General features: G+C 39.4%; 12 protein-coding genes and 1 other annotated feature. All 12 genes read left to right on the forward strand.

Annotation, left to right across the window (positions count from 1 at the left end):
• Positions 1–91 precede the first annotated feature (91 nt).
• The 12 genes from AB2B50_RS02805 (at position 92) to rpoD (ending at position 15708) form a co-directional block, all read left to right on the forward strand.
• On the forward strand, positions 92–1048 hold the full coding sequence (locus AB2B50_RS02805) for a competence protein CoiA (RefSeq protein ID WP_320692368.1): 957 nt from the start codon (positions 92–94) through the stop codon (positions 1046–1048).
• A gap of 18 nt (positions 1049–1066) precedes the next feature.
• A complete protein-coding gene (gene pepF, locus AB2B50_RS02810) occupies positions 1067–2869 on the forward strand; it encodes an oligoendopeptidase F (protein ID WP_320692369.1) in 1803 nt (600 codons plus the stop codon).
• Positions 2870–2874: 5 nt separating this feature from the next.
• Entirely contained in the window at positions 2875–3588 is a 714-nt protein-coding gene (locus tag AB2B50_RS02815; RefSeq protein ID WP_075230470.1) for an O-methyltransferase, read from the forward strand.
• 73 nt (positions 3589–3661) lie between these two features.
• Complete coding sequence (gene prsA / locus AB2B50_RS02820; RefSeq protein WP_045763302.1) at positions 3662–4603, forward strand: peptidylprolyl isomerase PrsA; 942 nt, start codon at positions 3662–3664, stop codon at positions 4601–4603.
• 272 nt (positions 4604–4875) lie between these two features.
• Positions 4876–6087, forward strand: a complete 1212-nt coding sequence (ftsW, locus tag AB2B50_RS02825) for a cell division peptidoglycan polymerase FtsW (protein WP_000703366.1) — start codon at positions 4876–4878, stop codon at positions 6085–6087.
• Between the two features lie 24 nt (positions 6088–6111).
• The gene (gene ppc, locus AB2B50_RS02830) at positions 6112–8937 is read left to right on the forward strand and encodes a phosphoenolpyruvate carboxylase (protein ID WP_320692370.1); all 2826 of its coding nucleotides are present in this window, start codon (positions 6112–6114) and stop codon (positions 8935–8937) included.
• 94 nt (positions 8938–9031) lie between these two features.
• Positions 9032–9248: a binding site (T-box leader), on the forward strand.
• Positions 9249–9372: 124 nt separating this feature from the next.
• The gene (trpX, locus tag AB2B50_RS02835; protein ID WP_000792189.1) at positions 9373–10374 is read left to right on the forward strand and encodes a tryptophan ABC transporter substrate-binding protein; all 1002 of its coding nucleotides are present in this window, start codon (positions 9373–9375) and stop codon (positions 10372–10374) included.
• Positions 10375–10435: 61 nt separating this feature from the next.
• Entirely contained in the window at positions 10436–11302 is an 867-nt protein-coding gene (locus AB2B50_RS02840; protein WP_000908764.1) for an ABC transporter permease, read from the forward strand.
• Positions 11299–12057, forward strand: coding sequence for an ABC transporter ATP-binding protein (locus AB2B50_RS02845; protein WP_320692371.1), 759 nt, complete (start codon positions 11299–11301; stop codon positions 12055–12057). The genes AB2B50_RS02840 and AB2B50_RS02845 overlap by 4 nt, the downstream gene beginning before the upstream one ends.
• A 166-nt stretch (positions 12058–12223) precedes the next feature.
• Positions 12224–12655 carry a hypothetical protein gene (locus AB2B50_RS02850; protein WP_320692372.1) on the forward strand — a complete coding sequence of 144 codons (432 nt, stop codon included), beginning with the start codon at positions 12224–12226 and terminating at the stop codon, positions 12653–12655.
• A 180-nt stretch (positions 12656–12835) separates the two neighbouring features.
• The gene (gene dnaG, locus AB2B50_RS02855; RefSeq protein WP_320692373.1) at positions 12836–14596 is read left to right on the forward strand and encodes a DNA primase; all 1761 of its coding nucleotides are present in this window, start codon (positions 12836–12838) and stop codon (positions 14594–14596) included.
• Positions 14597–14598: 2 nt separating this feature from the next.
• Positions 14599–15708 (forward strand): RNA polymerase sigma factor RpoD, encoded by a 1110-nt coding sequence (rpoD, locus tag AB2B50_RS02860; protein WP_000201894.1) that lies wholly within the window; start codon positions 14599–14601, stop codon positions 15706–15708.
• Positions 15709–15716 lie beyond the last annotated feature (8 nt).

Below are 15716 nucleotides of genomic sequence, written 5' to 3' on the forward strand. Positions count from 1 at the left end.
GGTTAAAGAATTATCCTCAAAATATAATGGAAAGGCTGGTTTTCTCAGCCTTTTTCTTATACTTTTCGAATAAAGTAGAAGAGGAGGTTTTATGTTCTTAGCTAGAGATGAAAATGGGAGGTTAGTCAATGCCTTGGAGGATGAACTAGTCAAACAAGCTTATTATTGTCCAGCTTGTGGAACAAGTGTTCGCATGAGAAAAGGGAAAAATGTGAGAAGGCATTTTGCGCATGAAAGTCTCAAAAAATGTGATTTTTTCCATGAAAATGAAGGACCAGAGCATCTGGAAAACAAGAAAAGACTGTTTTATTGGGCTAAGGAGAATGATGAGGTTGAAATGGAATATCCCATACCTGAACTGAAGCAGATTGCTGATATCTTTATCAACAAGCAACTAGCTCTAGAAATTCAGTGTAGTCCCATTTCTTGTGAACTTTTACGGGAGAGAAGCAATGGTTATCGAAGTTTGGGAATTCAAGTTCTTTGGCTACTAGGAGAAAAGCTCTGGCTAAAAGAACGACTAACTCAACTTCAGAGAGATTTTCTTTACTTTAGTAATAACATGGGCTTTCATATTTGGGAGTTAGACCATAAAAAACAAGTTTTGAGACTCAAGTACCTCCTCCACCAAGATTTGAAAGGGAAACTCCATTATCAGGTCAAGGAATTTCCTTATGGCAAAGGAAATCTTCTAGAAATATTACGGACTCCTTATCAGCAACAAAATATTATCACTTTTTCAGTGAAACAGGACAGGAACATTTGTCATTACATTCAAAAACAACTCTACTATCAAAATCCCTATTGGATGAAGCAACAAGCCAAGGCCTACTTGAGAGGGGAGAACCTTTTGAATCTGAAGAATCAAGACTGGTATCCTCAAGTAAGGCCGATAGAACATGATTCTTTTTGTCAAATTAAACAGAATATTAGTGATTATTATCGCAACTTTCGAATTTATTATCAAAAAAATCCTCAAACTGAGTTACAAAAGCTCTATCCACCTGCCTTTTATCAGCAATATTTCTTAAAAAATATGGTAAAATAGAAAGGATGGAGGAAACTTATGGTATTACAACGAAATGAAATCAATGAAAAAGATACATGGGATCTATCAACGATCTTTGAATCTGACCAGAAATGGGAAGAAGAACTCGCCCTTTTAACGGAAGATACAAAACAAGCAGCTAGTCTTGAAGGACATCTCTTGGATAGTGCAGAAAGCCTTCTTGACATTACAGAGCGTTATCTGGACTTGAGTCGTCGTCTTGAAAAACTTTATGTCTATGCACATATGAAAAACGACCAAGATACACGAGTAGCTAAATATCAAGAATACTATGCAAAAGCAATGACTCTTTATAGTCAACTTGATCAAGTCTTCTCTTTCTATGAACCAGAATTTATGGCTATTACAGAAGACCAGTATCAAAACTTTTTAGCAGAAGAACCAAAACTCCAGCCTTATAAACACTTCTTTGATAAACTATTGCAAAATAAGGACCATGTCCTTTCACAACGTGAAGAAGAGTTGCTTGCAGGTGCTGGGGAAATCTTCGGTGCTGCTAGTGAAACCTTTGCTATTTTAGATAATGCAGATATCGTCTTTCCATTTGTTAAAGATGAAGATGGAAATGAAGTTCAATTATCACACGGCGTTTATATGCGCTTGGTAGAATCTAAGAATCGTGAGGTTCGTCGTGGAGCTTATGAAGCCCTCTATGCTACTTATGAGCAATACCAGCACACTTACGCTAAAACCTTGCAGACCAATGTTAAAGTGCAAAACTACCGTGCCAAAGTCCGTAACTACAAGAGTGCGCGTGAAGCAGCTCTTGCGGCAAACTTTGTGCCAGAAAGTGTTTATGATAATCTAGTATCTGCTGTTCGTAAGCATTTGCCACTCTTGCATCGTTATTTGGCTCTTCGTTCAAAAATCTTGGGTATTCCAGACCTCAAGATGTACGATGTCTACACTCCATTGTCTTCAGTGGAATACAGCTTTACTTATGAGGAAGCCTTAAAAAAAGCGGAAGAATCTTTGGCAGTTCTTGGTGAGGATTACTTGAGTCGTGTTAAACGTGCCTTCAGCGAACGTTGGATTGATGTATATGAAAACCAAGGCAAGCGTTCAGGTGCATATTCAGGTGGATCATACGATACAAATGCCTTCATGCTTCTTAACTGGCAGAATAACCTAGATAATCTCTTTACTCTTGTACATGAGACAGGACATAGTATGCATTCTAGCTATACACGTGAAACCCAGCCTTATGTATACGGAGACTACTCAATCTTCTTGGCAGAAATTGCTTCAACTACTAATGAAAACATCCTAACAGAAAAATTATTGCAAGAAGTTCAAGACGATGCAACACGCTTTGCAATTCTCAACAACTTCCTAGATGGTTTCCGTGGAACAGTCTTCCGCCAAACTCAATTTGCTGAATTTGAACATGCTATTCATCAAGCTGACCAAAATGGGGAAGTCTTGACAAGTGAGTTCCTAAACAATCTCTATGCTGACTTGAACCAAGAATATTATGGCTTGAGCAAGGAAGACAATCCTCAAATCCAGTACGAGTGGGCTCGTATCCCGCATTTCTACTATAACTACTATGTGTATCAATATTCAACAGGCTTTGCAGCAGCTTCAGCCTTGGCTGAAAAGATTGTTCATGGTAGCCAAGAGGATCGTGATCGCTATATCGACTACCTCAAAGCAGGGAAGTCAGACTATCCACTCAATATCATGCGTAAAGCGGGCGTTGACATGGAAAAAGAAGATTACCTCAACGATGCCTTTGCAGTCTTTGAACGCCGTTTGGATGAGTTTGAAGCCCTTGTTGAAAAATTAGGATTGGCATAAGGCAGATGGTAAAGTCTTATAGTAAAAATGCCAATCATAACATGCGACGTCCTGTTGTCAAGCATGAGATTGTCGAGTTCATGCGCCACAGACAAAAGCAGGTGACGGGTTCCCTAAAAGAGCTAGAAAACTTTGCTCGCAAGGAGAATATTCCTATCATTCCTCATGAAACCGTCGCTTATTTTCGTTTCCTTATGGAAACCATTCAACCAAAAAACATTTTAGAAATCGGGACGGCTATTGGCTTTTCTGCCCTTTTGATGGCAGAGCATTCACCTAAGTCAAAAATCACCACTATTGACCGAAATCCTGAGATGATTGGTTTTGCCAAAGAAAATTTTGCAAAATTTGATAGCCGCAAACAAATCACTCTCTTAGAAGGTGATGCGGTAGATGTCCTGTCAACGTTGACTGAGACCTATGATTTTGTATTTATGGATTCTGCCAAGTCCAAATACATCGTCTTTCTACCAGAAATCCTCAAACACCTCGAAGTAGGTGGAGTCGTTGTCTTGGATGATATTTTCCAAGGAGGAGATATTGCGAGGGATATTATGGAAGTTCGACGTGGACAACGGACGATTTATCGTGGCTTGCAAAGACTATTTGATGCAACCTTAGACAATCCTGGCTTAACCGCTAGCTTGGTTCCACTTGGAGATGGGATTCTCATGCTAAGAAAGAATCAAGCAGAAGTAGAACTGCCTGATATTGATTGATTTCAGATATTTTTAAGACAATTTGGTAAAATAGATAAGGTAAACCTTTATTTAGTATACAAAAGGAGTAAACATGAAGAAAAAACTAATGGCAGGAGCCATCACATTGTTGTCAGTAGCTACTTTGGCTGCTTGTTCAAACAGTTCTGAAGGAACTGACTTGATTAGCATGAAAGGCGATGTTATTACTGAGCATCAATTCTTTGAAGAAGTCAAAAATAATGCGACTGCTCAACAAGTCTTGCTGAATATGACCATTCAAAAAGTTTTTGAAAAACAATATGGTTCAGAAGTAAGTGATAAAGAAGTAGATGATGCAGTTGCAGAAGAACAAAAGAAATACGGTGATAGCTATCAAACGATTCTCGCCCGTTCAGGTATGACTGCAGAAAGCCGTAAAGCTCAAATTCGTACAAGTAAATTAGTTGAGTATGCTGTTAAGAAAGCTGCTGAAGCTGAATTAACAGATGAAAACTACAAAAAAGCTTTTGAAGAGTATACTCCAGAAGTAACGGCTCAAATTATTAAACTTGATAGTGAAGATAAGGCTAAGGAAGTTCTTGCCAAAGCAAAAGAGTCTGGAGCTGACTTTGCACAACTTGCAAAAGACAATTCTACAGATGAAAAGACAAAAGAAAATGGTGGAGAAATCACCTTTGACTCTGCATCAACAGAATTACCAGACGTAGTTAAGAAAGCCGCTTTTGCGCTTGATGTCAACGGAATTTCAGATGTTATCACTGCTCCAGGAACTCAAGCTTATACAAGTAGTTTCTACATTGTTAAGTTGACGAAGAAATCAGAAAAATCTTCTAACTTGGATGATTATAAAGAAAAACTTAAAACAATCATTTTGACCCAAAAACAAAATGATGCAACCTTTGTTCAAGGTGTTATTAGTAAAGAATTACAAGATGCCAACATTAAAGTTAAAGATCCGGCCTTCCAAAATATCTTTACACAATACATCAAAGGCGAAACAACTTCTGACAGCAGCAGTAGCGCCTCAAACTAAGATAGTAATGAACTACCTTCCTCTGTCTGGAAGGTAGTTTTTAAGTTTATAAAATATCAAGATTATAGTTTTAAAAGTCCTAGTAACTTAAAACGCTCGATAGGTCGCATAAGGGGAACACTCAAGACATTCTAGTCCAGAGTCTGTTTTGAGTAAAATTCGAATGTTTATACTGTAAGAGTTTTTTTCTAGCCTAAAAAATGGTATAATAGCATGTAAAACTAGAAATAATAAGGGAAAATAAAAATATTTTTCCGAAAGATAGGTGACATATGAAAATAAGTAAAAGGCACCTGCTGAATTATTCCATTTTGATTCCTTATCTACTGTTATCCGTTTTAGGATTGATAGTAGTTTATTCGACAACGAGTGCAACTCTTATCCAAGAGGGAAAAAGCACCTTACAACTGGTTCGAAACCAAGGAATTTTCTGGATAGCCAGTTTGTTTTTAATTGCCTTGATTTATAAATTGAAATTAGGATTTCTGCGAAATGAGCGATTACTCTTTATCGTCATGTTTGTTGAGCTGATACTGCTGGCACTAGCGCGTTTAATTGGGATTCCTGTCAACGGTGCCTATGGCTGGATTAAGGTTGGTCCCATCACGATTCAACCAGCAGAGTATTTGAAAATTATTATTGTCTGGTATCTAGCACAGCGTTTTTCGAAACAACAGGATGAGATAGCTGTTTACGACTTCCAAGTTTTAACCCTTAATCAGTGGCTTCCTCGAGCATTCAATGATTGGCGTTTTGTTCTACTGGTTATGATTGGTAGTTTGGCGATTTTCCCAGACCTTGGGAATGCTACCATCTTGATTTTGGTATCCTTGCTCATGTATACCATCAGTGGAATAGCTTATCGGTGGTTCACAACTATTCTGGGCTTACTAGCTGGTGTCTCTATGATTTCCTTAACAGCCATTCGGATAATCGGTGTTGAGAAATTCTCTAAAATTCCCGTATTTGGTTATGTTGCCAAGCGGTTCAGTGCTTTTTTCAACCCATTTAATGACTTGGCTGGAGCTGGACACCAGTTGGCCAATTCCTACTATGCCATGGTTAATGGAGGATGGTTCGGTCTGGGATTAGGAAATTCTATTGAAAAACGAGGGTATCTGCCAGAAGCCCATACAGACTTTGTCTTTTCGATTGTCATCGAAGAGTTTGGATTTGTAGGAGCAAGTCTTATTCTCGCTCTCCTATTCTTCTTAATTCTACGAATCATTTTGGTAGGTATTCGAGCAAGGGATCCTTTCAACTCAATGGTAGCAATCGGTATTGGTGGTATGATTCTGATACAGGTATTCGTTAACATTGGCGGTATATCAGGCTTGATCCCTTCAACAGGGGTAACCTTCCCCTTCCTATCGCAAGGGGGAAACAGTCTCTTGGTCCTATCAGTAGCCATAGCATTTGTATTAAATATTGATGCCAGTGAGAAGCGTGCGCGACTTTTTAGTGAATACGAAGCACAGCTTTAAGACATAGATAACAAGGAGAAAAAAATGTCTCTTCAAAAGTTAGAAAATTATAGTAACAAAACGGTCGTACAAGAAGAAGTTCAAATCTTGACAGATATGCTGGAAGATATCACAAAAAATATGCTTCCTGCTGAAACCTTTGATAAGATTATGCACTTGAAGGAACTTTCGTCAAAACTTGACTATCAAGGGCTAGATAAAGTAGTAACAAGTCTTTCAAATGATGAGATGGTCTACATTTCTAGATACTTCTCTATTTTGCCTCTTTTAATTAACATCTCAGAAGATGTTGACTTGGCTTATGAGATTAACCATCTAAATAATGTCGATCAAGACTATCTGGGTAAATTGTCAACAACGATCAAAATGGTGGCTGAAAAAGAAAACGCTGCTGAGATTCTTGAGCACTTGAACGTGGTACCAGTTTTGACGGCCCACCCAACTCAGGTTCAACGTAAGAGTATGTTAGATTTGACCACTCATATCCATACCCTTTTACGTAAATACCGTGACGTGAGAATGGGGCTCATTAACAAGGAAAAATGGCATAATGATCTTCGTCGCTATATTGAAATCATCATGCAGACAGATATGATTCGTGAGAAGAAACTAAAAGTAACCAACGAAATCACCAATGTGATGGAATACTATAATAGTTCCTTCCTACAGGCTGTTCCTAACTTGATGTTAGAGTACAAACGTCTAGCAAAAGAGCAAGGAATTGATCTTAAACAAGCCAAACCAATTACTATGGGAATGTGGATCGGCGGAGACCGTGATGGAAATCCATTTGTAACAGCTGAAACACTTATGCGTTCTGCTACTATCCAAAGTGAAGTGATCTTGAACTACTATATTAGCAAGATTTCTAGTCTCTATCGTACCTTCTCTCTCTCGACTAATTTATCAAAAACTAGTAAAGCTGTTGAAGAAATGGCTGCTCAGTCTGGAGATACATCAGTCTTTCGTGAGAAAGAACCCTATCGTCGTGCCTTTCATTTGATTCAGTCCAAATTGATTCAAACTCTCTTGAATTTAAAAGAATGGTCTGTTGTTGGCTCGTCAGCTGATGAACGTCATCCTGTTGAACGTCTTCTTGGTACTCAAGGGCATCAACAAGGAGTGATTACAGACTATATTAGTAATCGACTTTCAGGAGCTATTCAAGAACTGGCTGAAGATCGTCCACCATTTTACGAAACAGTTGAAGAGTTCAAAAAAGATCTATATACCATTAAGGATTCATTACTTGAAAACAAGGCAGAGTCCTTACTCACAGGTGAATTTGCAGAACTTTTAGAAGCTGTAGAAGTATTTGGTTTCTTCTTGGCTTCCATCGACATGCGTCAAGATTCAAGCGTCCACGAAGCCTGTGTAGCTGAATTGTTAGCATCTGCTGGAATCAATGACCACTATAGCGATTTGTCAGAAGATGAAAAGTGCGACTTGCTTTTGCATGAATTGTTAGAAGATCCTCGAATCTTGTCAGCGACTCATGCTGAGAAGTCTGAACTTCTCGAAAAGGAATTAGCCATTTTCCGAACTGCACGTGAATTAAAAGATCGTTTAGGAGAAGATGTCATTCGTCAAACGATTATCTCTCATGCAACCAGCGTGTCTGATATGCTGGAATTAGCAATCATGCTTAAAGAAGTTGGTCTGGTAGATGCTGAAAAAGCGCGTGTTCAGATTGTTCCACTCTTTGAGACGATTGAAGACTTGGATCATTCTGAAGAAACTATGAGAAAGTATTTCTCTCTACCACTTGCTAAGAAATGGATTGCTTCTAAAAACAACTACCAAGAAATCATGCTCGGCTACTCTGATAGTAACAAGGATGGCGGTTACCTGTCATCTTGTTGGACACTTTATAAGGCACAACAACAATTGACTGCTATTGGTGATGAATTTGGAGTCAAAGTAACCTTCTTCCATGGTCGTGGTGGTACCGTTGGTCGTGGTGGTGGCCCTACTTATGATGCCATTGCTTCTCAACCACTCAAGTCCATCAAGGATCGTATCCGTTTGACTGAGCAAGGAGAAGTTATCGGCAACAAATACGGAAACAAGGATGCTGCCTACTATAACCTTGAAATGTTGGTTTCAGCAGCTATCAACCGTATGATTACCAAGAAGAAGAGTGATACCAATACGTCAAATCGCTATGAAGCCATCATGGACCAAGTAGTAGAACGTAGTTACGATATCTACCGTGAGCTCGTATTTGGAAATGAACATTTCTATGATTATTTCTTTGAATCTAGTCCAATCAAGGCGATCTCAAGTTTCAATATTGGTTCTCGTCCAGCAGCTCGTAAAACAATCACTGAAATTGGTGGTCTACGTGCTATTCCTTGGGTATTCTCATGGTCACAAAGTCGTGTTATGTTCCCAGGTTGGTATGGAGTTGGTTCAAGCTTTAAGGAATTTATCGATCAAGATCCTAAAAATATCGAATTCCTTCGTGATATGTATCAAAATTGGCCATTCTTCCAATCACTCCTATCCAACGTCGATATGGTCTTGTCAAAATCAAATATGAACATTGCCTTTGAATACGCTAAACTGTGTGAAAGTGAAGAAGTACAAGCAATTTACTATACCATTTTAGATGAATGGCAGTTGACTAAGGACGTTATCTTGGCTATTGAAGGCCATGAGGAGCTCTTGGCGGAAAATACCTATTTGAAAGACAGTCTCAACTACCGCATGCCTTATTTCAATATTCTTAACTATATTCAGTTAGAATTGATTAAGCGTCAACGTCGTGGCGAGCTATCTTCAGATGAAGAAAGATTAATCCATACAACTATCAACGGAATTGCTACAGGTTTACGTAATTCAGGTTGATACAAGTTAGATTTTATAAAAAACGTAGGAATTTTTGTTAATATTTAAAATATTTTATGAAAACCCTTGACAAGTTTTAGTAAAATGATATAATTTAAGCATTCAGAAAGTAATCATTGAAATTTTTTAGAGAGTCTGTGGTTGGTGGAAACAGATAGGTGGAAGTGATGAAAATTGGGCTGAATGTTATTAAGAATTTGAAATCATAAGAATTCGGTGAGCACACCTTACAGTGCAACTCGTTTTAGCGAGTAAGAGCGATAGGACTAGTTCCTATAATTGAGGTGGCACCGCGCATCGACGTCCTCACACAAGTTTTTTGTGTGAGGACTTTTTCTATGGGGAGGAAAAAATTATGGAAATCAAACGATGGCGTCGCTTGAATAAGTGATTGAATAAAAAAATAATAAGTTAAGAAGAAATAAGGAGAAAATTATGAAAAACAAACGTCTACTCGGTATTATCGTAGCATTAGCACTTGTAGTTGGAGGAAGCTTGGTATATTCTAGCTTAACGAAACAAGAAACTAAAACTGAGACAGCTAATAAAACAGCTAAGGTTGGTGTTCTTCAGTTTGTAAGCCACCCATCGCTTGACTTGATCTACCAAGGTATCCAAGATGGACTTGCTGAAGAAGGCTATAAAGGTGACCAAGTCAAAATCGACTTTATGAACTCAGAAGGTGACCAAAGTAAGGTTGCGACAATGAGTAAACAATTGGTGGCAAATGGAAATGATGTCGTTGTCGGTATTGCAACACCAGCAGCTCAAGGTCTTGCAAGTGCAACAAAAGACCTTCCTGTTATCATGGCAGCTATCACAGACCCAATTGGTGCTAACCTTGTACAAAACTTGGAAAAACCAGGTGGGAACATCACAGGGGTATCTGACCACAACCCTGCTGAACAACAGGTTGAATTGATCAAAACATTGACTCCTGATGTGAAAACAGTTGGAGCTCTTTACTCAAGTAGTGAAGATAACTCAAAATCACAAGTTGAAGAATTCAAAGCATACGCTGAAAAAGCTGGTTTGAAAGTCGAAACATTCGCAGTTCCTTCAACGAACGAAATTGCTTCAACAGTGAACGTTATGACTGGTAAAGTAGATGCAATCTGGGTTCCAATCGATAACACAATCGCATCTGCATTCTCAACTGTCGTTTCAAGCAATCAAACAGCTAAAAAACCAATCTACCCAAGTGCGACTGCCATGGTAGAAGCTGGAGGTTTGGCATCAGTTGTTGTTGACCAACACGATCTTGGTGTTGCTACTGGTAAAATGATTGCCAAAGTTTTGAAGGGTGAAAAACCTGCAGATACACCAGTCAATGTCTTCTCAACTGGTAAATCAGTGATCAACAAAAAAGTTGCTCAAGAACTTGGAATCACTATTCCTGAATCAGTTCTCAAAGAAGCTGGTCAAGTAATCGAATAAGAATGAAGGAGGAGTTGGAGACATCTCCTCCAATTTTTAGAATAAAGGAAATGAATCAAACATGCTAATATCAATTATTTCACAGGGATTGGTCTGGGCTATCCTGGGCTTGGGAATCTTTATGACCTTTCGAATCTTGAACTTCCCAGATATGACAACGGAGGGCTCTTTCCCATTGGGAGGAGCGGTAGCAGTGACTCTCATTACCCAAGGGGTTAATCCTTTTCTTGCTACTTTAGCGGCTATAGGGGCAGGGTGTCTTGCTGGTTTAGCAGCGGGGTTATTATATACCAAAGGAAAGATTCCAACTCTTCTATCAGGAATTTTAGTCATGACTTCTTGTCATTCTATCATGCTCATGATTATGGGACGAGCTAACCTTGGGCTCTTAGGAACAAAACAAATCCAGGATGTTCTTCCATTTTCATCAGAGGTTAATCAATTACTGACAGGTTTAATCTTTGTGACTTTGGTTATCCTTCTCATGCTTTTCTTCCTAGATACCAAACTTGGACAGGCCTATATCGCTACAGGGGATAATCCAGACATGGCTCGTAGTTTTGGTATCAATACAGGACGTATGGAGCTTATGGGCTTGGTCTTGTCAAATGGTGTAATCGCACTTGCTGGTGCCCTTATCGCTCAACAAGAAGGCTATGCCGATGTCTCTCGTGGTATCGGTGTTATCGTTGTTGGTCTTGCCAGCTTGATTATCGGTGAAGTCCTCTTCAAGAGTCTTACCCTAGCAGAACGCTTGGTTACAATTGTAGTTGGTTCCATCAGCTATCAATTCTTGGTATGGGGAGTCATTGCTCTCGGCTTTAACACTAGCTACCTCCGTCTATATAGTGCCCTTATCCTAGCAACTTGCTTGGTAATTCCAACCCTTAAGGATAAATACTTGAAAGGAGTCAAGTTAAGCAAATGACAGCAATTGTAGAATTAAGAAATGCCACAAAAATTGTGACAAATGGCTTTGACGAAGAAAAGATTATTCTAAACGATGTTTCACTTGATATTTATGAACATGACTTCATCACAATCTTGGGTGGAAATGGTGCAGGCAAGTCAACCCTCTTTAATAGCATTGCAGGAACTCTGCCCTTGACTAGCGGGAGTATTCGCATCATGGGGGAGGATGTGACTCATTTCAGCCCTGAAAAGCGTGCCAAGTACCTCTCTCGTGTTTTCCAAGATCCCAAGATGGGAACTGCCCCTCGTATGACCGTTGCAGAAAATCTCTTGATTGCTAAGTTTCGTGGAGAAAATCGTGGTCTTTTTCCAAGAAGACTCTCAGCTTACAAGGAAGAATTTCAAGCAACTATTGAGAAGGTTGGCAATGGGCTAGAGAAGCACTTAGATACTCCGATTGAATTTTTGTCAGGTGGACAAAGGCAGGCCTTGAGCCTCTTGATGGCAACCTTGAAGCGTCCAGAACTCCTTTTGTTGGATGAACATACAGCAGCGCTTGACCCTAAAACAAGTGTGGCCTTGATGGAATTGACAGATGATTTTGTCAACAAGGACCATCTAACAGCATTGATGATTACCCACCATATGGAAGATGCTCTCAAGTATGGAAATCGTCTCATTGTTATGAAGGAAGGACGAATCATCCAAGATTTGAATAAGGATGAAAAAGCCAAGATGAAGATTTCAGATTACTATCAGTTGTTCGAGTAGATAATTTTAAATAATTGATATAAAAACTTGGAAGTGGAATTTTTACTTCTAGGTTTTTTTAGTGGCATTTAAACTTTATTTATATTTCCTTTTTTGCCAGTTTTACTTTATAATATAATCAATCTAAGAATCTTAAACTTTGATAGAGGAGTAAGGAGATAAAAACATGGCATACACACAAGAAGATTATCAGGAATGGATTTTTCAGATTGGATTTAAGATGGACTATTTCACAAGGGAGTTTGCGGAGAAAGAAGGGCTAAATTTAGACTATAGTATGCAGTCCTTGGATGATTTGGAGGCTTGGATCTTAGCTCACTACGAAGACCACCATGCTTTGATAGCAGACCGCAAGATGTTGGATTATTTGACCGTTTATATCGGCGAAACCTTTCGCAAACACCTAGGAGGTAAATGGTATATTGACCTTAAAAATAAAAAGAACGCCTATTATTCTATGCCTGTCTTGACTGATCCATCCTATAGAGGAGTGGTATACAAAGCACCATTGACTTATGCAACAGCTTGTATCAGTAGAAAAGATGGTCAGTATATTAGCAGGATATTAAAAAATAATCTCGAGAATCAAGTGAAATAGTCTTTAATTTTTTCTATTTTTCTTTCAAATATTAGAATGGTTTGTTCAAAAGATTCACTTTTTCATGACAGCTGGAAACTTATGAAATAGTCTCATGTAAAGTGTATGAAATGGTTTACTTTTTTTCAGAAATAAGCTATACTAGTTAGAGTAAACTGTGATAAAATGGAGGTATTGTCTATGGTTGACAAGAGACTCATCGAAGAGATCAAAAACAATACCAATATTGTCGAAATCATAGGAGAAGTGATTTCCTTACAAAAATCTGGACGGAACTTTTTAGGGCTCTGTCCTTTTCATGGTGAAAAGACCCCTTCCTTTAACGTGGTTGAGGATAAGCAATTTTACCACTGCTTTGGATGTGGTCGTTCTGGAGATGTTTTTAAGTTTATCGAGGAGTATCAGCAGGTAACCTTTGCGGATGCGGTGAGGATATTAGCTGAGAGACTTGGAATTCAGATGGCAGCGCCTGTTCAAAGTTCTGTACAGCCTAGGTCACCCCATCAAAATCTCTACGATATGCATGACAAGGCCGCTCGGTTTTATCATGCCATCCTCATGACGACTAAGATGGGTGAAGAGGCGAGGAACTACCTCTATAAACGTGGCTTAACAGATGATGTTCTAAAGCATTTTATGATTGGTTTGGCTCCAGCAGAACGCTCTTATCTCTATCAGCGTTTAGCAGACGATTATAGTGAGAATGACTTGCTGGATTCAGGTTTGTTTTATCTATCTGAGAGTAATCAATTCTTTGATACCTTTCATAATCGCATTATGTTTCCACTCTCAAATGATCAAGGAAAGGTGATTGCCTTTTCTGGTCGAATTTGGCAAGAGACTGATTCTCAAACTGGAAAGTATAAAAATAGTCGAGCGACGGCAATTTTTAACAAAAGTTACGAATTATATCATTTGGAGAGAGTAAAAAAAGGCTCGGGCAAGGCTCCTGAAATCTACTTGATGGAAGGGTTTATGGATGTCATTGCGGCTTATCGCGCTGGTATTGAAAATGCAGTTGCTTCCATGGGAACTGCACTGACGAGCGAACATGTGGAGCATTTGAAACGCTTTACTAAAAAGATTATCGTCACTTATGACGGAGATAAGGCTGGGCAAGCTGCCACAGCGAAAGCCTTGGATGAGCTTAAAGATTTATCTGTCCAAGTCGTCCAGATTCCTGACGCAATGGATCCGGATGAATATTTGCAGAAAAACTCTCCTCAAGACCTGGCTTATCTATTAACCAATACACGCATTAGTCCTGTTGAGTTTTACATTCATCACTTCAGACCTGAAAATAGTGAAAATCTACAAGCCCAGATTGAATTTATAGAGAAAATTGCCCCCTTAATCGCCAAGGAACCCTCTATCACAGCTCAGAATTCCTACATCCACATTTTGACGGATCACTTGCCATCTTTTGACTATCAGCAAGTCGAACATATTGTCAATGAAAGTCGTGTCAGACAGAGAAAGGAGAAGGTCAAGGAGACCTATAGTCCGAGTCCTGTCACTATGTCTGTTACCAAGCAGCTGACAGCAGTGATGAGAGCGGAAGCTCATATCCTCTACCGAATGATGGAACATCCCTCGGTGCTTAATGACTATCACTTAAGAGAGGATTTTATCTTTGAAACTCCAGAGTTTCAAACCTTGTATGGACTATTGATTGATAATGGAAGTATCTCATCTGAGGATTTGGCTCATCAGACCAGAGAAGTGGAGAGTGCTTGGTATCAAGTCCTAGCCTTAGATTTGCCACCTGAGATGTCCCCTCACGAGTTAGCCGAAGTGGAAGAGTCTAGAAAAAGAGCTCTTTTGAATCAGGAAAATCTGCAAATTAAAAAGAAAGTTCAGGAAGCTAGCCATGTCGGTGATACAGACACCGCATTAGAAGAGCTAGAACGCTTAATTGCCCAAAAAAGAAGAATGGAGTAAGAATGGCAACAAAACAAAAAGAAGTAACAACCTTTGACGTCCAAGTAGCGGAATTTATTCGCAATCATAAAAAAACTGGTACAGCAACTGATGATGAAATCAATAACGCCCTCGTAATTCCCTTCACTTTAGATGTGGAAGGTATTGAGAATCTTTTGCAACGCATTCAAGATGCTGGTATCTCAATTACGGACAACGAAGGAAATCCAAGTGCGCGTGTTTTGAGCACTGAGGAAGAACCAGAGTTGACTGATGAAGATTTGATTGGTTCAACCTCTGCTAAGGTCAATGACCCTGTCCGTATGTATTTGAAAGAAATCGGAGTTGTGCCTCTGCTTACAAATGAAGAGGAAAAAGAGTTGGCCCTTGCTGTTGAAGCAGGTGATATCGAAGCTAAACAACGCCTTGCAGAAGCTAACCTTCGTTTGGTAGTATCTATTGCTAAACGTTATGTTGGACGTGGAATGCAGTTCCTTGACTTGATCCAAGAAGGAAACATGGGCTTGATGAAGGCCGTTGATAAATTTGACTACTCTAAAGGGTTCAAATTCTCAACTTATGCGACTTGGTGGATTCGTCAGGCTATTACTCGTGCCATTGCTGACCAAGCTCGTACCATCCGTATCCCAGTTCACATGGTGGAAACCATTAACAAGCTTGTTCGTGAACAACGTAATCTTCTTCAAGAGCTGGGACAAGATCCAACTCCTGAACAAATCGCTGAACGCATGGATATGACACCTGACAAGGTTCGTGAAATCCTCAAGATTGCCCAAGAGCCGGTTTCTCTTGAAACACCAATTGGTGAAGAGGATGACAGCCACCTTGGTGATTTTATCGAGGATGAAGTGATTGAAAATCCAGTGGACTATACAACTCGTATTGTTTTGCGTGAGCAGTTGGATGAAGTGTTAGACACATTGACTGACCGTGAAGAGAATGTCTTGCGTCTCCGTTTTGGTCTTGATGATGGGAAAATGCGTACCTTGGAGGATGTTGGTAAAGTCTTTAACGTAACGCGTGAACGTATCCGTCAGATTGAGGCCAAAGCTTTGAGAAAACTTCGCCAGCCTAGTCGAAGCAAACCACTTCGTGATTTCATTGAAGATTAAGTTAAGGG

Source organism: Streptococcus fermentans, assembly GCF_040888305.1.
GTDB classification, from domain to species: domain Bacteria; phylum Bacillota; class Bacilli; order Lactobacillales; family Streptococcaceae; genus Streptococcus; species Streptococcus fermentans.

Excerpts from the sequence above, each read along its gene's own strand:
- ppc (WP_320692370.1), top strand. The coding sequence starts at position 6,112 with ATGTCTCTTCAAAAGTTAGAAAATTATAGTAACAAAACGGTCGTACAA.
- pepF (WP_320692369.1), top strand. The coding sequence starts at position 1,067 with ATGGTATTACAACGAAATGAAATCAATGAAAAAGATACATGGGATCTA.
- prsA (WP_045763302.1), top strand. The coding sequence starts at position 3,662 with ATGAAGAAAAAACTAATGGCAGGAGCCATCACATTGTTGTCAGTAGCT.
- AB2B50_RS02805 (WP_320692368.1), top strand. The coding sequence starts at position 92 with ATGTTCTTAGCTAGAGATGAAAATGGGAGGTTAGTCAATGCCTTGGAG.
- AB2B50_RS02815 (WP_075230470.1), top strand. The coding sequence starts at position 2,875 with ATGGTAAAGTCTTATAGTAAAAATGCCAATCATAACATGCGACGTCCT.
- AB2B50_RS02845 (WP_320692371.1), top strand. The coding sequence starts at position 11,299 with ATGACAGCAATTGTAGAATTAAGAAATGCCACAAAAATTGTGACAAAT.
- rpoD (WP_000201894.1), top strand. The coding sequence starts at position 14,599 with ATGGCAACAAAACAAAAAGAAGTAACAACCTTTGACGTCCAAGTAGCG.
- dnaG (WP_320692373.1), top strand. The coding sequence starts at position 12,836 with ATGGTTGACAAGAGACTCATCGAAGAGATCAAAAACAATACCAATATT.
- trpX (WP_000792189.1), top strand. The coding sequence starts at position 9,373 with ATGAAAAACAAACGTCTACTCGGTATTATCGTAGCATTAGCACTTGTA.
- AB2B50_RS02840 (WP_000908764.1), top strand. The coding sequence starts at position 10,436 with ATGCTAATATCAATTATTTCACAGGGATTGGTCTGGGCTATCCTGGGC.
- AB2B50_RS02850 (WP_320692372.1), top strand. The coding sequence starts at position 12,224 with ATGGCATACACACAAGAAGATTATCAGGAATGGATTTTTCAGATTGGA.
- ftsW (WP_000703366.1), top strand. The coding sequence starts at position 4,876 with ATGAAAATAAGTAAAAGGCACCTGCTGAATTATTCCATTTTGATTCCT.